The 25,259-nt window shown below is 32.9% G+C and carries 16 protein-coding genes; all 16 read right to left on the bottom strand.

Annotation, left to right across the window (positions count from 1 at the left end; all coding sequences use genetic code 11):
* Positions 1-145: 145 nt before the first annotated feature.
* The gene (locus tag B0A75_RS11480) at positions 146-655 is read right to left on the bottom strand and encodes a hypothetical protein (RefSeq protein WP_089054417.1); all 510 of its coding nucleotides are present in this window, start codon (positions 653-655) and stop codon (positions 146-148) included.
* Positions 656-695: 40 nt separating this feature from the next.
* Positions 696-2,783: a hypothetical protein gene (locus B0A75_RS11475; RefSeq protein WP_123872360.1), complete on the bottom strand. Its 2,088-nt coding sequence runs from the start codon at positions 2,781-2,783 to the stop codon at positions 696-698.
* A gap of 223 nt (positions 2,784-3,006) precedes the next feature.
* Positions 3,007-4,239, bottom strand: coding sequence for a gliding motility-associated C-terminal domain-containing protein (locus tag B0A75_RS11470; RefSeq protein WP_089054415.1), 1,233 nt, complete (start codon positions 4,237-4,239; stop codon positions 3,007-3,009).
* A gap of 104 nt (positions 4,240-4,343) precedes the next feature.
* Positions 4,344-7,262 carry a hypothetical protein gene (locus B0A75_RS11465; protein ID WP_089054414.1) on the bottom strand — a complete coding sequence of 973 codons (2,919 nt, stop codon included), beginning with the start codon at positions 7,260-7,262 and terminating at the stop codon, positions 4,344-4,346.
* Between the two features lie 328 nt (positions 7,263-7,590).
* Positions 7,591-9,855, bottom strand: coding sequence for an OmpA family protein (locus tag B0A75_RS11460; RefSeq protein ID WP_089054413.1), 2,265 nt, complete (start codon positions 9,853-9,855; stop codon positions 7,591-7,593).
* Positions 9,856-9,876: 21 nt separating this feature from the next.
* Positions 9,877-10,812 (bottom strand): PorP/SprF family type IX secretion system membrane protein, encoded by a 936-nt coding sequence (locus tag B0A75_RS11455; protein WP_089054412.1) that lies wholly within the window; start codon positions 10,810-10,812, stop codon positions 9,877-9,879.
* A 254-nt stretch (positions 10,813-11,066) separates the two neighbouring features.
* Positions 11,067-12,071 (bottom strand): helix-turn-helix domain-containing protein, encoded by a 1,005-nt coding sequence (locus tag B0A75_RS11450; RefSeq protein WP_089054411.1) that lies wholly within the window; start codon positions 12,069-12,071, stop codon positions 11,067-11,069.
* An 8-nt stretch (positions 12,072-12,079) separates the two neighbouring features.
* The gene (locus tag B0A75_RS11445; protein WP_089054410.1) at positions 12,080-13,063 is read right to left on the bottom strand and encodes a helix-turn-helix transcriptional regulator; all 984 of its coding nucleotides are present in this window, start codon (positions 13,061-13,063) and stop codon (positions 12,080-12,082) included.
* 58 nt (positions 13,064-13,121) lie between these two features.
* Positions 13,122-13,334: a hypothetical protein gene (locus B0A75_RS11440; protein WP_089054409.1), complete on the bottom strand. Its 213-nt coding sequence runs from the start codon at positions 13,332-13,334 to the stop codon at positions 13,122-13,124.
* Positions 13,335-13,598: 264 nt separating this feature from the next.
* Complete coding sequence (locus B0A75_RS11435; RefSeq protein ID WP_089054408.1) at positions 13,599-14,588, bottom strand: helix-turn-helix domain-containing protein; 990 nt, start codon at positions 14,586-14,588, stop codon at positions 13,599-13,601.
* Between the two features lie 9 nt (positions 14,589-14,597).
* On the bottom strand, positions 14,598-15,578 hold the full coding sequence (locus B0A75_RS11430; RefSeq protein WP_089054407.1) for a helix-turn-helix domain-containing protein: 981 nt from the start codon (positions 15,576-15,578) through the stop codon (positions 14,598-14,600).
* 125 nt (positions 15,579-15,703) lie between these two features.
* Positions 15,704-16,729, bottom strand: a complete 1,026-nt coding sequence (locus tag B0A75_RS11425; protein ID WP_244284387.1) for an META domain-containing protein — start codon at positions 16,727-16,729, stop codon at positions 15,704-15,706.
* 227 nt (positions 16,730-16,956) lie between these two features.
* Positions 16,957-18,729 carry a mechanosensitive ion channel family protein gene (locus B0A75_RS11420; protein WP_089054405.1) on the bottom strand — a complete coding sequence of 591 codons (1,773 nt, stop codon included), beginning with the start codon at positions 18,727-18,729 and terminating at the stop codon, positions 16,957-16,959.
* A 367-nt stretch (positions 18,730-19,096) separates the two neighbouring features.
* The gene (locus B0A75_RS11415; protein ID WP_089054404.1) at positions 19,097-20,521 is read right to left on the bottom strand and encodes a SusD/RagB family nutrient-binding outer membrane lipoprotein; all 1,425 of its coding nucleotides are present in this window, start codon (positions 20,519-20,521) and stop codon (positions 19,097-19,099) included.
* 12 nt (positions 20,522-20,533) lie between these two features.
* Positions 20,534-23,722 carry a SusC/RagA family TonB-linked outer membrane protein gene (locus B0A75_RS11410; protein ID WP_089054403.1) on the bottom strand — a complete coding sequence of 1,063 codons (3,189 nt, stop codon included), beginning with the start codon at positions 23,720-23,722 and terminating at the stop codon, positions 20,534-20,536.
* Between the two features lie 812 nt (positions 23,723-24,534).
* Positions 24,535-25,227, bottom strand: coding sequence for an SIMPL domain-containing protein (locus B0A75_RS11405; protein ID WP_089054402.1), 693 nt, complete (start codon positions 25,225-25,227; stop codon positions 24,535-24,537).
* Positions 25,228-25,259: the final 32 nt, after the last annotated feature.

Here is a 25,259-nt window from a genome sequence, read left to right as displayed (position 1 = left end):
ATTACTGATCTTCATTTGTATATTAAAAAATTACATAACAAAAAAATCCCCTAAGATTAGGGGATTTTGTACTAACAAAATTCATTTTTATAGATCAAACTATGTTGCAAAAATCACAACGAGTTCTATATAATTTCATTCTTTTTTATTTCCAGAATGTCCATTCTGTTCCGTTATAAACGCAAACCATTTTTTTTACGGTATCATAACAAATAGTACCTGCCATAGGTTTTATTATATTAAGATGCGGCGAAACTATTCTAGGCAGAATCAAAGCTTTATCTGCCGATTCTAAAACTAGAACTCCGTCAACACTGCTGGTTTCTGCTCCAATAACAGTTCCTTTTGTCGCAGCTTCAGGTACTGATTCTTGAATAGACAAATCGACTGCTCCTGTTTTTCTTGATAAATCAACCCAAGCAGTATCATTGTAATAAACTACTTTTTTTAAGTTGGCATCAAACAGCATTACGCCTCCGGTTAAGGCTGTACCTGTTGGCAATGTTGTTACCCAAGGCAATACAATACCAGCTTTATCGCCCACATTGAAATCGACAATTCCTGAACCTTGAGGAGTTGTTTTTCCAATAACGGCCTGTGCATTTACGGTTAATCCTATCAAAAACGCACCGATTATATACTTGATTTTTTTCATAATTATTTTTCTTTATTATTCTTAAGAATCAAAATCTTTTTTAATCTGGACATGCTTGTTGTGACATTGCTTTCCAAGATGTGCCATTGTATAGTTTAATAACTTTATTTACGGTATCATATACAATCATTCCTTCTACAGGAGCCGTAATTGCAGTTTCTGGAGAAGCAATTCTAGTTAATACTAAACCTTTCTCTTTTGATTCTAATATCAAACTTCCTGTTCTTGCATCGGCATAATTACGAGGTGTATCAACTCTATCTAGTGTTGATATAATTGTTTTAATAGGCAGCACTGTTCCTGTAGTAACGGCAGGTTTATAACATACAGCACAAGTTGCATCAAACGACACGGTAAGCGATGCACTTGGAGAAGAACAGCCATACAAATCTGAGTAAAACGATACAGTATATGTTCCTGCTGTGCTCATATTTGTAGGATCTGCCACCACAACTCCTGATGCATTTTTCCATACTATTTCTACACCCAAAGGAGGCTCTGAAATTAAATAACTATTTAAGTTAAATGTAGTTCCTAAACAAGGTTTAGCAGTAGTTGTGCTTAATTTTGGTGCAACATCTCCTGCTTCACAGGCAAAGATCAAAGCATTTTCACTGTTAAAAGCACCCGGTGCTGTGCCAAAATTCATTGAAATACCAATACCGTTATCTGTAGTAGCTACAGAATTAATTAAGTTACCAAAAGCCATGAAAGTATCTGTCCCTCTATTTAAATTACTATTAAGAGAAAGATATGCTGCCGAAAAATAACCTGACCACTCAACACCACCTTTATATTGAAAGGCTTCATACGAAGACGAAGCTTGTTTAAATACGCCCATTACAAAATTCGGAGCTGTCCCCTTAACAAATCCAGGGCCACTATCTCCTCCGCTCAAATAAGTATCCCAAGCGTGTGCTAGCTGCACTTTTTCGGTATTTCCTTCTGGTATGGTAACTTTATAATCGAGAATAACATAGGGATTAGGATAATCGTATGTATATTTTACATCGAGAAAATAAGTCAGCCCATTTTTTTCGGCTGACATTTTAATTGTATTCTCAAAATGCCCCGAAGGCGATTCTATAAGTGACTGCTGTGTACTGGTTATAAGAGTTAATTTTTTTGCAGTAATTCCAGTAGGAATCAAACTTCCTCCTACAAAAACATCTTTCCCTATAGAAAGTGCTAAACCATGCGTACTTCCAGGTATATCAAAAGGCTTTGTCGTACCTAATACTAAATTATTATTAAAAGCGTATATTTGACCTGTACCCTTTCTAATGATCTGCATATTTCCTGCTCCAGAAATATTAAGCCTAATTCCATCATTGCCATTTGTGCCTCCAGGAGCATTAATAACTGTTTGTCCAAAATAACCAATGATAGTACTCTTATTTATGAAACGATACAACTGTCCGCTTGCCGGACGGTCAGTAATTGTATTTACAAAGACTTCTGAAGTTGCTGGATTTACACCTGAATTAGTGAGCCATAATTGAGCGGCCGTTTCACTGTATAAGTCTTCTTTACCAAAATAAATTCCAATAGCCGCACTACTACTAGGCATACTAATACCCTGATCATAGATGTACTCGACAGTGTTAGTCCCTTCATACATTTTTACTTGAAAACTTATCACATTGGCACCACTATTATAAGCCCACCTCCAGCTTTTCCATTCTGCCGTAAGAACTCGATTAGGTGCAACACCGCTCGTTTGATAGGAAAAAGTTCCTCCTACCCCGCTTAAATCTGCAGATAAGGGAGCCAAAACAAGAATGTTTCCTTTGGGCGCAACACTTAATCCCGCCATAATACCAGCCTTAAAAGTAATATGCCCATTTGAACTAGCATAAAAAGTAGTATGATCTTCGCGACCTGTGTTGAATGTAAAGCCTATAGGCAACGCAGTACTCACGGCTGAATCTGCAGATAAAGCTGTTACTTTTGTACCTCCTACTAAAGGTACAAATTCACTATTTTCAGCTTGAAATGTTAAATCACTTGTTATACGTGCTATCTGCTGTTCTTGAGCTTTAAGCTCAGCAGGAAACCATAGCAGCAAGGAAAAGAATATAAAAAAACAAAATCCAATTGTATTGCTTTTGTTAACATTTTGTATCATATAAAAAACTTTTAAATAATTCATACTTTGCTCATTATACCTAATCCTCTCTAGAATTATTTTATAATTCTCTAGCGTATTACGGATTAAAATATGGGCAAATTTACTGTGGCTGTGTTCTTTGAAACTGCCATCTAAAATCATAAAATCAATACATAAAGACACAACCCTTTATAAATTAAAGGCGTATCTAGATTTTTAATGCATTAAAAGTCAGCAGTATTTAATTATTACTGATGTATAAATATCCCGCTTTGTCTTTGTAGTCACCATTGTTGGTCTTGTATTTTAGAACATAAAAATAAGTTCCTGTTGGCAGCCCTTCATTTTTAGCTGTTGTAACTCTTCCATCAGATATTCCTCTAAACCAATTTCCATTGGCGCCATAATTTGTTGTCTCGAATACTTTTACTCCATAACGATTAAAGATCTGTACAGAGTTATCAGGGAAATTTTCCAGTCCTTCAATATTGAAATAATCATTTTTTCCGTCACCATTTGGCGAGATTGCGTTATAAACAATTACATCAGTTGTAGTAGAGGTTTTCACTTTTCCAAGTGTAAAAATTCCTGTTTTATTTATGGCTGCGGTAACCGTTTCATTTTGATTATCAACGGCAGATGCATAATGCACCCATTTTGATTGTGCAGCGTCCCAATTTACAATAGCCAGTGTATAATCAGAATCTTCTTTCGTTAATTCATCTGGCGTTGTATTGGTGTTCCATTTTAATGTTAAAGCCAAATCTATTACGGCTTGATTGCTTTCAACTTTCCAATATTCATTGGTGTTTATTAAGGTAATCAATTCCTCTTTTTGTGTATGAGGATGCAATTCGTTAGAATTTGCTAGAACATATTTACTTTTAAAGAAATCTTTAGATATGCTGTTTTGACTGAAGGCCGACGGTCTGAAATAACCTCCATCTCCTATAGGAAACTGAAATTCATTTTTCCCGACACACTCTACATATCCATCAACATAACTATCATCATTTGTATTTTTATGCGCTGCATTTGCTTCAAAAATGACTATTCCTCCGGAGTTGTTATTAGAAACTATTCCTTTGTAAAAATCAGAAACGCCATGAATACTAATTTCTGTCGACAATAAAAAAGCTGGCTGAACCATTCGATTTTCAAATCTTACATTATTGAATTCACTTAACTCGCTGCCTGAAATCGTCTGAGCTCCAGCCAAACCTTTAAAATTAGTTAACCCAGAAGCAGTTTTTGGACTAAAAGTTACCAATCCATCATTATTATAATTTGAATAAACAGTAAATTGTCCATCATTAATAAAATCTCCGGTAGACTTGTTATCAAAATCAGCTACTGTAGCAAAGTCTGTTCCTGACAAAATTGCTATTTCTCCTATATTTATGGTTTGTGCACTAAGTTTACCAATAGTAAAAAATAATGTTGCAGTAACTATTTTTAAAATAAATTTGGTCATACTTTTTAATTTAAAGTGTTAGTCTTAAACATGACAAATTATACTAAAAACGATATAAAACACCTCAGTTATTCTATTCATAAAAGAGGTGTTTTTTCTTTGTTTTAGTTTGTGCTCATAGGAGCTGCATTGCTTGAAGTTGTGTTTTCTTCGATTAGTTTTTCTAATCTTTCTAAACGTTCGTTCATTTTTGCAATCTCTTTGTCTTTTGCAATAATTGCATTGTTTTGCTCAATTATATGCAAGTAGATCTCTTCTGTTTTTTCCAATAATTGGATTGACAATTCAGACATGTTGAATGAATATCCTTCAGAAGTTCTTTCCAATTCGTTGATTGGAGTAATCCCTGGAAGGTGTTTATGCGTTTTAATATACTGCTCGATTTCAGCTAATCCCTTAAATTTATAATCTGCTTTAATGTCAGAGTATCCTTGGAAGTAATCTTCAAAAACGTAATCGGCATATGTACTATTAACTGTTGTAATAGAACCATTTATTCTCAGTTTTTCACCTGCCTTTCCAGATGGCGTATCAAACCCGATACCTACCCAGCCTTGTGTATAAATATTCTCCGTATTTGTAGTTGCTCCTGCTTTTGTCGTTGAACTAAACCAAGGCTCTTTTACGGCAGCACTCAAATTAATTGGCGTTACAGTCCCTTTCTCATCTTTGTAATCAAGTGTACCTGCTGCATTATTTACTACAAGTGACGTTAACGTTTGTGTATCACCAACTAAATCAACAAGTTTTATTACAGTAGCTTCACCCTTTTCTGCTTGATAGTTAAGTGTTTTCTCATCCTTATCGTAAGCAAGTGAAGTCAAAGTTTCGTTTCCTTTTACGATTTCATTGATGTTCACCACATGTGTTGCTCCTGAGGCATCTGTATAAGTAAACTCATTAGTCGTAGAATTGAACGATACTGTACCTTCTGACTTAGTAATAAAAGTTTTCAGAACATTTGTTACTTCAGGATTGTTTATAATTGTTTGGAAATTGTCTGCAACATCTCCTACCACATTAATAGTAATCGGTTCTGCATCTGTTTCATTTTTATAAGTATATATACCCTTGCCTTTGTTGACTATTTCTGTAATAGTTTCAGCGTCTCCAACTAAATCAACAAGATTAATTACGTTTGCGGCACCTTTTTCTGCCTGATAACTAAGTGTTTTCCCTGCGGCATCGTAAGTAAGTGAGGTCAGAGTTTCGTTTCCTTTTACGATTTCATTGATGTTCACCACATGTGTTGCTCCTGAGGCATCTGTATAAGTAAACTCATTAGTCGTAGAATTAAACGATACTGTACCCTCTGACTTAGTAATAAAAGTTTTCAGAACATTTGTTACTTCAGGATTGTTTATAATTGTTTGGAAATTGTCTGCAACATCTCCTACCACATTAATAGTAATCGGTTCTGCATCTGTTTCATTTTTATAAGTATATATACCCTTGCCTTTGTTGACTATTTCTGTAATAGTTTCAGCATCTCCTACTAAATCAACAAGATTAATTACGTTTGCGGCACCTTTTTCTGCCTGATAACTAAGTGTTTTCCCTGCGGCATCGTAAGTAAGTGAGGTCAGAGTTTCGTTTCCTTTTACGATTTCATTGATGTTCACCACATGTGTTGCTCCTGAGGCATCTGTATAAGTAAACTCATTAGTCGTAGAATTAAACGATACTGTACCCTCTGACTTAGTAATAAAAGTATTCAGAACATTTGTTACTTCAGGATTGTTTATAATTGTTTGGAAATTCTCTGCAACATCTCCTACTACATTAATAGTAATCGGTTCTGCATCTGTTTCATTTTTATAAGTATATACACCATTGCCTTTGTTGACTATTTCTGTAATAGTTTCAGCATCTCCAACTAAATCAACAAGTTTTATTACAGTAGCCTCACCCTTTTCTGCTTGATAGTTAAGTGTTTTCCCATCCTTATCGTAAGCAAGTGAAGTCAAAGTTTCGTTTCCTTTTACGATTTCATTGATATTCACTGTTTGTGTTGCACCAGATGCATCTGTATAAGTAAATTCGTTGGTCGTAGAATTGAACGATACTGTACCTTCTGACTTAGTAATAAAAGTATTCAGAACATTTGTTACTTCAGGATTGTTTATAATTGTTTGGAAATTCTCTGCAACATCTCCTACTACATTAATAGTAATCGGTTCTGCATTTGTTTCATTTTTATAAGTATATACACCATTGCCTTTGTTGACTATTTCTGTAATAGTTTCAGCATCTCCAACTAAATCAACAAGTTTTATTACAGTAGCCTCACCCTTTTCTGCTTGATAGTTAAGTGTTTTCCCATCCTTATCGTAAGCAAGTGAAGTCAAAGTTTCGTTTCCTTTTACGATTTCATTGATATTCACTGTTTGTGTTGCACCAGATGCATCTGTATAAGTAAATTCGTTGGTCGTAGAATTGAACGACACTGTACCTTCTGACTTAGTAATAAAAGTATTCAGAACATTTGTTACTTCAGGATTGTTTATAATTGTTTGGAAATTCTCTGCAACATCTCCTACTACATTAATAGTAATCGGTTCTGCATTTGTTTCATTTTTATAAGTATATACACCATTGCCTTTGTTGACTATTTCTGTAATTGTCTCAAAATTTTTTAAATCCAGCGGTTGATTAGCTCCTGAATCATCAACAAACACAAACTCTTTTGTTACTGCATTATAAATAACAGTTCCTTTGTTAGATTCTATTTCACCGGCAATAACAATTCTGTTCCATTTGTTATCATACCAATAGTAATATCCTGGTTTAATATCTGCAGCTGTAGCAGTATTAAATACTAATAAACTATTTACATTGCCATTTACAATTGTAGAAGCATCTGTAATGTTTTTTAATTGAATTCTAGGAATCAACACACCTTTATCATTAGCCACAACTTCTAATTGAGAAGAAGGATTTGGCATAGTAGTTCCTATACCAACCTGGGAGTAAGCTGAATAACTAGCTAAGACAAAAAATAATGGAAGTAATTTATTTTTCATAAGATTTAATAATTATGAGTTATCTTTTTATTTGCAATCTTTATTCTAAAATTTAAATCAGCTGACCTTTTCATGAACTGTTAAATTTTAAATTCTTGGCAAAATTATGTCCTAAGTATTGTTCAGAACTACCACATAAACTTTTAAAATCAATACAAAAAGTTACAAATCACGTAAACACATAAACAATTACACATCAATAAGTTAATCCAAAAAAAAGCTCCAAAAATCTAAAAACAAAACTGAAATATATCCAACAAAAAAGAGCTTGAACTTAATTAAAAGCCAAACTCTTTTTCTTACCAACTCTAAACTACCAAATCAAAATTTATCCGTTCTGTTCTTTTATTACAATAATAAATTCCGAACGTCTGTTAAGCTCGTGTTCCGTTTCTGAACATTGCACATCATTGCCGCACTTATTGATCAACTGCGATTCTCCATATCCATCTCCCCACACTCTATCTTGTGCAATTCCACCTTCCAAAACAATATAATCTACTGTTGTTTTTGCTCTGTTTTTAGAAAGTCTCATATTGTAATCATCCTTACCTCTGCTGTCTGTATGTGATTTTACCAGAATAGAAATACTCGGGCGGGTTTTTAATAAATTAATTACTTTGTCTAATTCTAATTTTGATGACTTTCGAAGCGTATATCCTCCATAATCAAAGTAAATAGGTTTTAGTTTTAGTTTCTCCGTAAGATTATCTCCTTCTTTAAGGGTTAATACCTTATTATCAACAACAACTTCGAGTTCATTAAATAGAACTGCCTGCATTTCTTTGGTTTCTCCTATTTTAATACCTTTTTCAACAATTTTTTCAGTTGTATAACCTTTCTTTTTAAACTCAAAAGTATAATTCTTTAGCGGCGCTAAATCCAATGAAAACTTTCCTGATTCGTCACTGTATATCGTTTTAACTTTTTCTTTCAAATCATTAAAAACGGTTACCTCAACTTCTTTCAATAGTTGACCAGATACACTATCTTTTACAGTTCCAGAATAAACTGGGTTTAATTTAAAAGGAAATGCTATCGGCTTTGTTTCTAAAAATGTATACAAATCGTCATCGCCGGTTCCACCTTTTCTATTAGAGGAGAAAAAACCTTTTTTAGAGTCAATGTCTATGCTATATGCAAAATCATCACTTGTAGAGTTTATCGGTTCGCCAACATTTGCTACTATATACTTACCTTCTTCATCTTTTACGGCCGCAAAAACATCTAAACCTCCTAAACCAGGATGCCCATCTGACGAGAAGTACAATACGCCGCTGTCATCTACAAAAGGAAAAGTTTCCCTGCCATAAGTATTTATTTCTTCTCCTAAAGAATCTGCTTTATTAGCAAAACCTCCGCCTTTTTTTCTGCTTATCACATATAAATCTGTATCGTTTGTTTTCTTTTTTCTGTTAGACACAAAGTATAACTCATCGTTATTAGCGCTCAAGGCAGGATGTGCAGAAGAAGTTCCTTCAACATTTACAGGAAATGGAAGTTCCTTAACATCTCCCCATTTATTGTTTATTTTTTGAGCTTGAAAGATTTTCAGGTTAGAAATTGCTTTTTTATTTTTTGCCTTATTTTTTATTTTGTCATAAACTACCAATCGAGTAAAGTACATTGTTAAGCCGTCTTTTGTAATTACTGGTGTACTTTGATGGTATTTTGAATTTACATCTCCTGGCATTTTTTTTGCATTATACAAACTTCCGTCTTCGTCAATTTGGGCTGTGTATAATTTAAGAAAAGCTTTTTCGCTCCAATTGTGTTTGCGTTTAAAAATACCTGAATCCTTAGCCGTAGCATAAATAACTTCTTTATACTTAGGCATTTTTCCTGAAGACAGGATCAGAAAATCATCATTTTTAAAATCAGCCTCTTTAGTGTTTACAATAAACTTTTCTTGATTTTTATCTTTCTTTTTCTCCTGAATTATAAACTCTCCTGTAGCTCCAAGTTTATTACCATCGTCACTTCGTCTTTTTTGAGCATTTTCTCTAATAATTCTGTCTTTATCCGACTTTTCTACCTGAACAATTTTAAGGTTTTGCTTGATTGCTTCTTCATTTGGAACTAACGCCGCTCCAAAGTCTGAAAATGGCGAATTTATCGATGCTTGTCTCAAATTATCGTATCGATCTGATTGTGCTGCAATGGCTTTTAAATAAGTAACTGGGTCCCATTTTTTTGCTTCCTCTTCTTTTCCTGCTTTCTTATAATAAGCACTCATTACTGCTAATCCATCTTCATGCTGATCATTTGCTCGAAGACATACAGAATATCTATAATAGTATTCTAGCGGAGCAGATGCAACATCTTCCATCATTTTGGTATACCATTGCAGTGCGCTGTAATAATCTGCATTAAAAAAATAAGTATCTCCTAAACGGGCATATATTTCTTTAGAATCATATCCTTTATTCACTAATTGCTCGTATAGCTTTCCTGCTTTTACAAATGAAAATTTTTCGTATTCTGCATTTGCTTTTGCCAGCTTTTTGTCTTGTGTTTGCTGCTTTTGCGAAAAACACACTGTATTACTCAAACAAAAAAGCAACACAAGTACTTTATGTATTTTTATTCTCATAATTAATTAAATTAGTTTTAGTTAGAAAAATCTCGGAGACATCATTCTCGATTTAGAACCGCCCAATACTTCAAATCTTAAAAAGATTTCATGCGATCCTGAATTGTAGTTTGCCAGTTTAGTTGTTTCGGCATCATAAGAATATCCAATAAACCAAGAATCTGAAACTTGGAATCCTGCAAGCGCACTTATTGATGCACTCCAGCGATAAGCAAGCCCTGCTGTAAATTTTTCATTGAATAGAAAATTTGCCGAAATATCTGTTTGTAATGGAGCTCCTTGTACTGCTTTGGTTAATACAGACGGCTTAAATTTTAGATTATAATCTAAATCAAAAACGTATCCTGCCATTAGGTAGTAATGCATACGCTCTTTTACGACAAAACTCTGCGATTCGTTTTTAGCAGATTTATCGTAATGACTGTTTTCTAACATATTCGGAATTGAAAGTCCAATATATGATCTATCAGAATGGAAATATACTCCTACTCCTATATTGGGAGAGAATTTGTTATCGACGTTATTTTGGAATCTTGGATCTGAAGGATCATAGATATTCAATTTTGTAAAATCAACATCTAACAAGTTTGCTGTTCCTTTTAATCCAAATGATAATTTATAAAAAGGAGAAGTATCTATAGAATAGGAAAGATCTACCGAAACATTATTTTCTGTCATTGGCCCAATTTTATCATTGATTACCGATAATCCTATTCCCATATTATGATTAATAGGTGAATTAACAGATAGTGTATTGGTAATTGGAGCACCTTCCAACCCTGCCCATTGTGTTCTATGTAATCCGAAAACACTTATTGTACCTCTAGAACCTGCATAAGCAGGATTGATGTTTATGGTGTTGTACATGTATTGGGTATATTGGGCGTCTTGCTGCCCAAACATAATGCTCGAATAACAACATAATATAGTTACTATAAATAAATTTATTTTTTTCATTTTACTCTTATTTTTAGAAATATGGGCAAAATTATAGCAACATCCTTTTTTGGTACTGCCACATAAATTCATAAAATCATCACAAAAAGGTTTACCATATAAACAACTACAAACCAGTTACATAAAAACATATTAAAAGTTTTTCTTTGTTTCTTTTTTAGTTTAAAACCTAAGTGACGCCTTATTAATTCTAAAATAAAAAACCCGACCACTTTACGCAATCGGGAAATCTAAAAAAAAAGCAATTAAATACATTACAACGTTTTACTTTTAAAAACGGAGCTGGGTATATCTCCATGATGTTTTCTATAAAGCGATGAAAAGTATGCTGTTTTATGATAGCCAAGTTCAAAAGCAATATCACTAATCGTTTTAAATTCGCCGCTTTTTAATAATTTCTTTGCGAGTACAAACTTTTCCTTCTTAAAAAAGGATACAGCACTCACACCAAATACATTTTCGTATAAGATTCTGTATTTTGAAATAGACATATTAGCAATTTCAGATAAAACCTTTACGCCTGGGAAAGGCGCCAAAAGATTAGACATTAAATATTCCTGTGTTTTCATTATTGCCTTTAAATCTTTCTCCAAAAACAATCCAGTGTTAGACATATCAATTTTTAATCGCTCTAAAAAGTAACCAAAAAGCTTAAAAGCTGTACTTTTTAGTAAAAATTCATAATTTGAATCGCTCATGCTTTGCTGCTTTAAATTATGAAGTTCTACTTTGCTTCTGCTGTCGATATGTCCATAGTAAAACATTTCTCTTTTTTTATTATCAAAAATGTTCTTGAAATCTTTTTCTAAAACTGCTCCGTGAAAATAATTTTTAATATATGTTTTTCGAATATACAATCGCAAAGAATAGGCTCTTTCTCCAACTTCTGAGACATAAGAACTTTGAAGACGGCTGTCTATAATAGCAAAACCTAATTTTGATTTATACCCTGTTTTATGTTTAATATTATCAATAAAATGTTTATTCAAATTGTCGCTCATATCATAATAAACAATCCAAAAATCTTCTTCAGAAGGCATTCTCGTTAAACGCATTGGCTCATTTAACGTTAAATCAACAATAAGCACAGAAACATCCGAAGAAAGCTCAATAAAGTACCCAGAACCCTTTACCTTTTTCTTCGGGAAATGAATTATTTTATTGTCGATTATTGTACAGCCTAAACCGTCAATAAAATCTTGCTTACCTTTTAATGTTAACGATGCGGTATGTTTAAATTCAGGTATTGTTAAATCCATAACTTCTATTACAGTAAACTTTGATATTCTTTTGGAAAAACCCCATACATCTGATGAAATCGTTTTGACAAATAAGAAACATTAGCATAATTTAATTTATGTGATACTTCATTAACTGTAAATTTTCCTGTTTCTAATAATTCTTTAGCTTTATTTAATTTATTATTATAAAAATAGGTTCCCGGATTTACACCCGAAATTTTCACAAACAGCTTTTTATATTTTGAAGGCGACATTCCAATTTGCTCTGCGAGAAAACTAATGCCGGGAAAAGGTCCGTCGATATTATTTTGCAGCATTGCTTTAGATGCGATGATGTTCTTTATGTCAACATTAAATGTTTTTTCAATAATGCTCTCTTTAGTTTCCAGCTGTTTTAAATAACTAGCTGTTAAACCATACACAAGTCCTTTAAAATATATTTCATACAAAGAATTGTCGTAGGCAATTTTTCTAAAATCATTAATTAAAATTAAACTCTCAATATTCATTCGATCCAAACGAAATGTTGCATTTCTTTTGTTGTCAAGAATATTGTCAATTGCCGTCGACGCAGTTTTGTTTATTTTAAAAAAATATTCCTTTATACTATCTTTATCGAATAAAATACAGATCACATATATTCGGGTTCCTTTTTTCACTATATAATCCATATCAACTCTAGAGTCAACAATAGATAAATTATGTTTTAATTTTCCTATCGAAGCTGCTTCTTCATTGAGCATAAAATCAACATCTAAATTGGTAAGGTAAAAATACAGTCCTATAAAATTGGTGTTTTTATTACGGTATTTTAATCGTGTCGTTTCTTTATAAGTGGTATCAATCAACATCGCTTTAATACCATCTTCAATAGGCAGAATAAAATGTGTTCCTTGATAAATTTCGTTATTTCCCTTAATAAAATTCCCTTCAATAGAACCTCCCATTGCTTTTGCAAGAACTTCTATCCAATTGTGCGATGTATTATAGTGATGTGTAATTGTTTTCAAAATAAAAACGAGACTTTAAATGTTTTACAAATACTGCTATTCGTTAATTCTTTTATATTTAAAAGTAAATTCCAGATTCGAGTATATAACTTCTGTTTTTCTTTAAAATAGAATCCTCTATAACCAGCTTTTCATAATTAGCAAAAGTTTCATGTTCTGCTGCAAACAAATCATATTGAAAAATCCTGTTTTCAAATACATTTTTGTAGAACAAATGTCTATTTACAATGTCTTGTTTATGTTCTGTAAGTGGTATTATTTTTACGCTCATCTTTTAGATTTAAAAAGCAGCACTGCCTTTATCATAACTCGTGACAAAATCAACACTTTCTTAAAATTATTAAACTACAGTTCTACTGAAAGTTGACTGCAAAAATAATAGGACCTCATCTTTTTGAACTACCACACATAACTATAAAATCAACATTATAAGCTACATATCGTATATTTTTTGTTGTTTTTAAAGCAAAAAAAAATCCCGATTTACAAGTTGTAATCGGGAAAATGATAGATTAAAATATTTAGTTTTGCTATTCTATTTACGAACTGTATTAGGCAAAACACCAAAATAATTTTTATAAATAGATGAGAAATAAGTGGTTTTATTATACCCTAACTCATAAGCAACATCGCTGATTAATTTAAAACTGCCGCTTTCTAATAGTTCTTTTGCGAGCAGCAGTTTTTCAATTTTAAAAAATAACGGCGGGCTCATTCCGAATATACTGCTGTATAAGGCTCTATATTTTGTAGGCGACATATTAGCAATATTAGCTAAGAATTCAATCCCTGGAAACGGAATTAAAAGATTGGATAATAAATGCTGCTGACTCAGCATAACTGCTTCAATATCTTTCTCTAAATGAGTTCCCATACTAGGCATCTTTGTATTCAATCTTTCTATTAAATATCCTAGTAAATTAAATGCTGCACCTTTTAATAAAAACTCATAATTAGGATTACCTATTTTTTGTTGTTTCAAGTCATTCAATACTACTTTACTTCTGCTGTCGATGTGACCGTAAAAGAACATTTTGTTTTTTTTATCATCAAAAACATCTTTAAAATCCTTTTCAAATTCAGTATCTTTAAAAAACGTTTTTAAATAAGATTTTCGAATAAACAATCTTAAGGTATAAAATCGTTCTCCCACTGTTGAGAGATAAGTACTTTTGATTTTATTATCTACAATTGCGAAACTTAATTTGGATTTATATCCTATTTTATGATTTACATCGTCGATTACATGCTTACTAACACTGTCGCTCAAATCATAATATACAATCCAGAAATCATCCTCAGAAGGAATACGTGTAAATCGAAGAGGTACATTCATAATTGAATCGACAATAACCACTGAAAAATCCGAGTTAATTTCTAAAAAACAGCTTGAACCGCTTGCGACTTCTTCTGGAAAATACATATTTTCATTAACAATTGTACATCCTAAATCATCAACAAATTTTTGCCGCCATTCAGGTGTTAAGTAATAAGTATGTGTAAATTCTGGAAGTACTTCGTTCATAACTATTTTTTATAATTGACTTTGATACTCTTTTGGAAAAATTCCATATTTACTGCTAAATCGTTTCGCAAAATAAGAAATATTGGCATAATTCAATTTATCAGAAACTTCACTAACCGTATATTGTCCCGTTTCTAATAATTCTTTAGCATGTTCTAACTTACTGTCTGAAAAAAAAGTTCCCGGACTAAATCCAGTAATTTTTGTAAATAGCTTTTTGTATTTAGATGGAGACATATGTACTTGTTCAGCCAAAAATTCTATACCCGGAAAAATTCCTTCAATAGACTTTAGCAATAAAGCTTTTGAAGCTATAATACTCTTTACATCATCTCCAATTACTTTACCGATAATGATTTTTTTCTCTAATAATTGATCTAGATAATCCCCAATTAAATTATAAACAAGTCCTCTAAAATAAAGTTCAAATAAGAAACTGTCATAGGATAGTTTTCTAAAATCATTTAATAAAATAGAACTCTCAGTACTCATTCTTCCCATACTGATAATTGTATTTTTTTCGGCATTAAAAACATCTTTGGATACGGTTTTAAGTCTAGGCACCTTATCCATATACTCTTTTAATGCTGTTTTATCCATAAAGATGCAAATAACATATGTGCCCGTTCCTTTGTTTACAGCATACTCTGTTTCTAAGGCACTATCTATTATTGTTAAATTATAATCAAACTTACCTACTACAGCAGTTTCCTTATCTAATATAAAATCTATATTATGATTAGTGATATAAAAATACAATCCTACAAATCTTTTTAAGTCATTTTTGTATTTTAACAACACCGTTTCTTTGTAGGAAACATCAATGAGCATTGCTGAAATCCTTTCTTCCATTACTAAAACGAAATGCGTACCAGTATAGGTTTCATTATCTCCCTTTATAAAGTTACCATCGACAGTTCCTCCCATAGCTTCTGCCACTACATCAATCCATTTGGTTTCAAGAGAATAGCAATGTTCAATGACTTTCATAGTAAAAAGATTTACTATAAAATTAATAAATTATTCAATAAAAAAACCAGTGAATTAACTTCACTGGTTTTCTTATTATTCTTTTTAAATCATCAATCAATTTTAAGATGACTAATAGAATTGATTTATTTTGTAATCCCAAACATCATTACCAGTCTATCATTAAGATAAAAATTCAAGGTTTGATCTGCTACATCAAAACGCAGGTCTTTATTGTTTAGGTAAGATAGTATTTTTTGTTCTGTTTTATTACCTTCTTCACCAATACAAGCCATAGCTGTAACGGCAACATTATTAAAAGAAACGTGATCGTCATTAGTTTCATAAGTTCCAGAGAAATTATTACAGCCTGTATTTCCGCTCACTTTCTTTTCAGCTGGGTTAAATTTAATAGAAGCTCTGCCGTAATCTTGTCCAACATTTTCAAGTGCTATTAATTTCCAATTGTTTTTACCAATAAAACTCCAAAGTTCATTTTGAGTTGGTATAGAAAACTCCATAACAATTTTGTTTTTTGAATTTTTGAACTGAACTTTATTGTTTTTCTTCACAATTTTGAACTTCTTATTTGTTATCGCTGCGCTGAAATCTTGTTCCAATTTCATGCTTTCAGGATCACAAGCCATTAAAGTTCCAAAAGGAGCAGCTGTTTTAATTTGATTTTTTGAAGATAGCTTTGTATACTTCACATTGAAGTTATTACAACCATTTTTACCGCTGATTGCTCCAGTTTCATTATTGATTGTGATAAATGCTTTGCCGCTGTTTATTTTTTTACCATTTAACTGCGTTAAAATCATTTTTGTATTGTAAATTCCTTTTTCCTTATTTACAGGCGTTTTCGAAATAATCTTTTCCAATTTATACAGATATGAAGAAGCATCAGCAGGAATAGGTTCTGGTCTTTTTGTTCTCGTAACCATTAGCTCATATCGATTTCCTTTTTCAAAATTAAAACCTTCAATATGACTATAAAAAAGCTGCCATTCTTTATCATTATCATACCTTACCTGAAGACATTCCATAGGACCAACACCTTGACATGGTACTTTATTTTCTTTCACAAACATTTTTAAACTTTCCTGACCGTATGTAAATGTTGATAATAATACTACCACAAAAACATACATACTTTTAAATCTTTTCATCATTTTAATTTTTTAGAATACCGATTAAGCATTCTGATTATTCATGTTTTTTTTGCAGGCATGAATTGTGCCATTTTAAAATACAGAATGCTTTTAACTTTTTTTTATCACCAATTAACCGTCCTTTTTCTTTAACAATCCAACTACTACATACTGATAATCAACTAATTTAATCAATTAGAACAATAATCTTACGTTCTGTTTTATTTAAGATTATTATAATAGTATTTTTACTCTTCTTTTGGCTTAAAACTGCCATCATCTGGATATTTGAGACTGTCTTTTATTTCTTCGACTCGTTTCGGATCAAATTTAGGAATCTGTAATTCACTGTTTTCTTTCCATTTTTTAACGGTTTCCGAAATTGCTGCTGCTTTTTCGCTTGACATAGGTGTATCTCGAGCCATATAAAGTGTTTGTGAAGGATAAGCTAAAGATGTTCCGCTTTGTTCTATTATATCCATCATTCGTAATAATATATCTTCTTGCACTTCTTGCGATATTTCAAAAGTTACTGCTTCTATGTATGCCGTAATTTCAACTTTCAAAGCATCGGCAGTAATACCTGTAAAACGCACTATCGGTGGTGAATTAAGCACTGCAGGATGTGCATACAGTAAAGATCTAAGTTCTACCAGTAAATAACGCATTTGATCAGGCGTGGTTTCCATCCTAAAAGTAAATATCGGGTTGAAGATAAAACGATCACGATGAGCATAGTTTTCTATTTTACTGGCTGATAACTGCCCATTAGGAATCGTTACAATTGTACGTGCAGAAGTACGAAGCGTAGTCGAACGCATTCCGATAGATTCTACTGTCCCTTTAATATCATCAACTCGACAATAATCTCCTACTCTCAAAGGCTGATCTGCAATAAGACTCACACTGCCTACAAAATTTTCTATTGTTTTTTGCGCTCCTAATGCCAATGCGATACCTCCAATACCTAATGCTGCAAGTCCGGCTGTAACATCTACACCAATAATACCAAGTATCGCAATAATACCTATAATAACGATGGCTACTTTTGTAGTACGACTTAAAAATAAAACAGCGGAAACGGCAGAAATACGACCGCTCCTGCTCATTCTGCTTCGTGTATACATACTTACAAAGTCAGTCATTCTCCAAAGCAGGATCAAGAAAGCAAGAATTCCAATTGTTAATATAATAATACTAAAACGCTGACGTACTACTATAGAAATTCCCATACGCTGTGTAAATGCGACAAATAAAATTACCGTAAGATACATATGAATTGGCAGTGAAAAAGCATCTATAACAGCGGTGCCTTTTTCGCTTGCTGCTTTTTTCCAAAATTTTTGCACCAAAAAACCAATTACAAAAACCAGTAATCTAGCAAACAAATAAGAAACTAAAGTCATGATTACTACTACTGCCCAATGTCCCACAGGAACATTTCCAAGTTTTCGCTCTTTTAAAACAGCAGGCAATACCCTGTCTAAAAAAGTTTTTTCTCCAGCAATATCTGCTGAAGCAATTGCTTCTACCGTTTCTGCAGAAAAAAGCCATAATGGCGGCTGGCTGTCATCCGATTGGTTTTCTAAATAAAGTTGTATTGCTGTTCTGTCTGTAGATATACTTCCCACAAGATCAACACCAGTTGCCAGATCATCATCTATACGCCCAATTTCTTTACTGCTGATAATGGAAGATGGCGAGAAAGTTCCACCCTGATCTAACAACTGCTGGAAAGTTTTTGCTATACGTATTCTTTCGGCAGTTTTGCGATAGGAACGTTTACTTAGCACCAGATATTGACTGGCACGTAAATAATTTTGGTCGCCAAGAGCTTTAATAAATCCGTTAACTGTTCCTTGAGGTGTTCTTCTTCCAAGTGAATCTTCTGGAGTTTTTGCAGGTTCTTCAGTTGGTGTTTTACTTGAACCTAATAATTGCGCTGTTGCAGTATTTGGTTTTAACAATACTATAAGAAACAAAAGAGAATAAGACAATAAACGCTTTACATCTATAATCATGCTTATATTTATTTTACCGATTTAAAATACTAAAAATAAGAAATATAGCAGATAAAAGGAATCTTTTTGATAAGAAAAAACAAAACTGCATCGCGATAATCAAGACTTAGAAAAATAAAGTTCAAAATAAATACTTTGAGTCTTATATCAAAATCATGATATACAAGGATATAAACATTTAGAAATGCATACGGTCATTAGATTCTAAATTCCATAAAAAAAGTCCTAATTCTCATTAGGACTTTTACAAATTGATCACATTGGATCAGGATAGTGATCTATTTGGTTTTTTCTTTCAAAAATTAACTTTATCGATTAATGAAAAAATGGCCGAAGTTAAATTTGGACACTCTTTTCAGAATCCAATTTATTTTGCATCAAACCATAGTTTTGTTGTAAGCAAATCTTTTCCTTGAGCAGATACTGCTGTTTGATAATTAGATCCGTTAAGCGACTGCTCTGTTCCCGGGTAAAAGAAACGAGACGGAATTTGTCCATCCAAAACTGTAGACGGCCCCGCTTTCAATACAGGATAATCCAGCCTTCTCCATTCTGTAAAAGCATCAAGACCTTGTCCGTAAAATGCAATCCATTTTTGTGTACCAATCGATTTAGCATAATTCGAAGCATCATACTTTACAGACGCTTGATTAAGATAATTAGAAATAGCTGTAGCATCTGTAATTCCAAATTGATTAAACGATGCTGTAATTGCATTTTTATAAAGCTGTTCCGCATCTCCAGAAATATAACCGCGCGCTGCAGCCTCTGCAAGATTAAACAATACTTCTGAATAAGATACAATTACGGCTGGCGATGATGAAGTCAAGAAGTAAGTTCCTGGTTTTGATGTCTTCGCAAAACCTTGACTATTGGCATCGCTATTAGTTAATCCATTGCCTGCTCCCACATATTTAACAACAGTTTTATCTGTTGGCAATTGCGCATAAACTGGTAAACGAGGATCTGATAACTCTGTTAATTTATCCACTAATGTTTTCGAAACACGAAAATCGTCACGAGTTTCAAACCAAGCAGAAGCTGGGTTTTGTTGAGGCGAGCTCGTATACGTAAATTTAAAAGTATCGTTATTACTGCTCAATACTCCAGCAGCATCTGTAGTTGCATCAATTGCAGCCTGTTTAGCCAGAGCTGGTTCTTTATCTGAAATTCTCAAGGCAATACGCAAACGAAGCGAATTTACCAGTTTTTTCCATTTTGAAATATCTCCTTTATAAGACAAGTCACCAGTCACAGTACCATTTGTTGCACTTAATAAAGACTGAGCTTGTTTTAAATCTTCAAGCAATCCTGTGTAGACTTCTTTTTGGGTGTTATAAGCAGGAGTTACCTTTAAACCCGCTTCTTTGTACGGAATACTTCCATAAGCGTCTGTCAACAATAAAAATGTCCATGAACGCAAGGTTAAAGCAATTCCTTTATAATTGGAATTTGCCTGTTGATCAGAAAAGTTCAAAATCGTATTCAAATCTGTAATCAAAGTAGCATATCCAGTATTCCATAAAGAAGTAAAAGAAGTATTAGACACATCATATCTGTCAGGCTCTGTATATTGAATTTTAGCCCAATGCTGTACAAATAACAAAGACGAGTTAAAGTTTGTATTATCGCCCCAATACAAGTCAGCTCCTTGTTTTAATGACCCAGTTAACAAATAAGGTGCTAAAGGAGTTTCCGTCGCATTTGGATTTTTATTAATATCATCCAAAGTATCGCTGCAAGACACGAACGTCAATGCAAATAGTGTTATATATGATAGTTTTTTAAGCATGATTTCGTGTTTTTAGAATTTAAGATTAACATTAAGACTGTAATTTCTTGTTGTTGGCAGAGCTAAACTCTCCAACCCTTGAGCATTTCCAGTATTGAAAGCCGTTTCAGGATCAATATTTGGTGCATCTTTATAGATAAAGAACAAGTTACGACCTACAGCAGTTATACTTGCAGCCTCCAATCCCAACTTCTTAACAAATGATTTATTTAAATTGTAAGCTAGTTTTACTTCTCTTAATTTTACAAAAGTTGAACTGTAGATATAGGCTTCACTAATATTGTATGATGCTTTGTAGTATTCCTGTGCACTAATCACTTGATTGTTAGCAGTTCCATCAGCATACACTCCCTTAAAGATCATTCCGTCATCATATACTGTCACTCCGCTTGGAGCAGTTCCGTCAGCAACTAGTGTTTTCGGATTTGCAGTGTTATTACTTGGATAATAGTAACTTAATCCGCCATTTTCCGCATCACGACCCGGAAGAGTTTGTGCTAATACACCTGTATAATTACCCGTTCTATTTGTACCTGAAAAAAGCTCACCGCCTACACTCGCATCAACAAGAAATGAAAATTCGATATTTTTGTAAGTCAATGTATTTGTCACACCTGCTAAATAGTCTGGAGTATAATGTCCTAATACTTTCTTTTGCGGATCAGCTTTTGGTAATCCGTTTGCTCCTACTACAATGTTTCCACTTGCATCACGCTGATATGCTGTACCGTAAAGTGCACCATAAGCCTGCCCAACAGATGCTAAAACATCAACACCTCCCGAAGTACCAATCGTATAATTCTGAATTTGTTTATCATAATCAAGAATCTCAACTTTGCTGATGTTCTTAGAATAATTGACACCTACATTCCATTTGAAATCTTGTGTTTGAATAGGACTTCCATCTAATTGAATCTCTATACCGCGATTGTTTATTTTTCCAGCATTGATTAATTGTGAATTATAACCGCTTGAAGCTGTTGTTTTTATTTCCAGAATCTGATCAAAACTATTCGTGTTATAATAAGCTACGTCAAAATGCAATCTGTTTTTCCAGAAAGAAGCTTCTAAACCAACTTCAGTTGAACGCGTTGTTTCTGGTTTCAAATTCTCATTCAGTTTTTTCTGTGAAGAAGTTTGAATAGGATTTCCGTCAAATGCAGTTTGAAAATTATAAACTGTAGACAATTGATACGGATCTGCATCATTACCAACTTCAGACCAGCCGCCGCGTAATTTTAAGAAATCAAGTGTATTGCTTTTTAAATTCAAAGCTTCAGACAACACTAAACTACCATTGATAGACGGATAAAAATACGAACGGTTGCTGCTTGGTAATGTTGATGACCAATCGTTACGAGCCGTAACATTTAAAAAAGCATAATTTTTATATCCGAATTGTGCCGAAGCATATGCACTATACACTCTTAATTTTGATAATGTATTGTATGATGTTAACGGATCTCTTGAATTATTTAATGTATATAAATCAGGAACCGCTAAACGTGGCGCTTTTTGATAATTGTTTGCATCGCTGTGGTTACGAATATTGAATCCCGCAAGAGCATCCAAACTAAAATCTTCACTCAGTTTTTTAGTATACGTAAAGATACCTTCAGTATTACTTTCACTTACGGTGTAAGCATCTTCGGCATACGATCCAAAAGGAGTTCCATTTGTACCATACTTAATCGTGTATTTTCTACGATCATTATAATAATCAACTCCTGTACGGAATTTAAAATTAAGTCCGTCTGCAAGTTTTGCATCTAAATGAATATCTCCTATTAAACGATTACGTTGTTGGCTAGTCGTATTGTAATAAGCATTCCAATATGGATTACTATAATAGCTGTTGTTCCAATTTACGTCTCTATTATTTCTAAGCTGATTAATATCAACCTGACGTCCGAACCAAAGAAACTGCAGCATTACACCAGCTGCACGACCTCCCGATGGTCCACCTGGTAAAGCAGGAGCATCTGTAACAATATAATTTCCTGTTACTCCTATTTTTACATTTTTAGATATTTGATAATTCGTGTTAATCGTAAAGTTCGTTTTATTTACTTCACTATTTGGCACCGTACCATTTTGTTTCTGATTGTTTATTCCTAAACGAAAATCTGATTTATCATCTGATCTGGCAACAGAAATACTATTATCAAAAGTAAGTCCCGTGTTAAAAAAGTCTCTCACATTATCAGGATTAGCTACAAAAGGAACTGCCTGACCATTAGAGTAAAATTGAGGAATAAGACGTCCGTCTAATTTAGGCCCCCAGCTTTCATCAACACCATCGTTAATACCGCCTCCTTTACCATCTACGTAACTAAATCTTCCGTTTGAACCTTGTCCAAATGAATTTTGAAAACTAGGCAAACTAGCAACTTGCGAAATTGTTATACCCGAGCTAACACTTATCCCAAGTCCTTTTTGACTTTTTCCAGATTTTGTAGTAATAAGAACAACACCGTGCGCAGCACGAGAACCATAAAGTGCTGCAGCGTTAGGTCCTTTTAATACTGTCAATGTCTCAATATCCTGAGGATTTAAATCTGAAATTGCATTTTTAAAATCACGAGTTGCACCTCCAGAGTTCAATTGTGAGTTATCTACAGGAACACCATCTACCACAAACAAAGGCTGATTATTTCCTGCGATAGAAGTTTCTCCACGAATAATAATACGTGAAGATCCCATGTCTCCTTGAGAATTTGTAATACGTACACCTGCCAATTTTCCAGCAAGACTGTTCAAAAAGTTCGTTTCTTTTGTATCCGCTATATCCTTGTTCTTAAGTGACTGTGTAGTATAGCCTAAAGATTTCTTTTCTTTTGTAATTCCTAGTGCGGTAACTACTACTTCTGATAACACATTTTGTTCTTCAGTAAGATCAATTGTAACTGAATTTTGATTAACTACAACTTCCTTTTTTTTATACCCCAAATAGCTAACTATTAAAGTATAAGGAAACTTTTGCCCTGTTTGGAAGAAAAATTTTCCATCTAAATCTGTTACAACTCCATGCGTAGTGCCTTTAATGTTTATTGACGCACCAATAATTGGTTCTTTTGTAATAGCATCGATTACTGTTCCTTCGAGTTTAGATTGAATTAGAGGTTTTGTCTCTTGCGCATTAATCCCAATGGAAATCAACAAAATACACAACCATGTATATCTATTTAATATTTTTTTCATTACTTTGTTTTAGTTTAATAAATAAGGTGAGTCGAAAACGGATTTACTCCATTATCGCTTTCCTTTTAAGAGATGAACAATTTCTTTAAGCTTCGCCATTTCTGCTGCAACAGAAATGGTTTTTTATTTGCTGCACATTCGCTTTTTCATTTTTTTTATTTTGGATTACTATTATTTGAACTGATTTCACAAGAACTCGGCCCTAAAACTAAGGCTGTATCTTGATTAAAAAATTGGTATGAATTTGAGATTGAAGAATTGTTATCCGTGATAACCTGTAAAACATATATGTTTATTGGTTCTCTGCATATTCAAAAATGAAAATATTTGATAATCTTTAATCTTTGGGTGCCTCTTGCATTTTAAACTCTACTAATTTGATAGAACAAAAGTATATTTTAAAATAATAAACCCAAAATTTTAATTGCTTTTTTTACAAAAGAAATGTTAACTCTTTCAATCAACATTATTTAATCACCTAAATACAAACCTTTTAAGATATTTTACATTTACTTACCCAGTGTAAGATTTTTTTTAAATCAACAGTCAGAAATTAGAAATAACAGCTTTTTTTAAAGAAAACATTAAAACAAAAAAAAATACTAGAACAAAAAAAACCTCCAAAATGATCATTTTGGAGGTTCAGTATTTCTACGATTTTAATTGGGAGTTATGTCTTAGCAAAAAAAGAATGAGATAAAACTCATCATAGAGAATATAAAAATCAAAACCGAAAAATCTAACTCAAAAAAAAATCCAAATCCCAATTTTACATTGGAATTTGGATTTTATATTTTGAAATTTTATAAATCTTAGTCTAAAACAAAACTTACACTGACATTTGCTGTAACTTCGATTTCTCCAATTGCTAGAGTTTCGTTTGAAGCACCTGTAGAATCCATAGCTTCTGCTGATTTCATTGCTGCATACATTGGTCTTGGGTAATACACCTGAGAGTTATCAGAGATTGTAAAAGCTTTACCCACTTTTTGTCCCAAAACAGAAACATAATCTTCTGCTTTTGCTTTAGCGTCTTTCATCGCTAATTTACGAGCTTCTGATTGAAGTTGTACTAATTTAGAAGTTTCAAAAGAAACTTTATCTAAACGGTTAATCCCCTGCTGAACTAAACCTTCCATTAATTCATCATATTTTGATAAATCTTTCAATACAATTTCAACAGTTTGTGTTGCATTATAGCTGGTTTTCTTCTTCTCGTAGTCGTATTGCGGGTTTAACGCCACTTGCTTTGTTTTGAAATCAGCTGTTGGCACATTCATTTTTTTGATGAACTTTAAAACAGCATCCATTTTTTCGTCATTTTGCTTTTTGACATCTTTAGCATTATTCCCTTTTGTTTCAACTGTAGCTGAAATACAAACCTGATCAGGCGCTACTTTTACTTTTCCTTCACCATTTACATTGATTTGAGGAATCTGTTTTGTTTCTTGAGCGTAAGACATAGTCATAAACATGATTGTTAAAAATAATACTACTTTCTTCATTTTTGTTATATTTAAGTTATTTGAAATTGGTC

Origin of the sequence: Flavobacterium oncorhynchi (assembly GCF_002217355.1) — a bacterium.
Lineage (GTDB): Bacteria > Bacteroidota > Bacteroidia > Flavobacteriales > Flavobacteriaceae > Flavobacterium > Flavobacterium oncorhynchi.
Note: the sequence above shows the minus strand (reverse complement) of the source record. Positions and strands in the feature narration are given on the sequence as shown.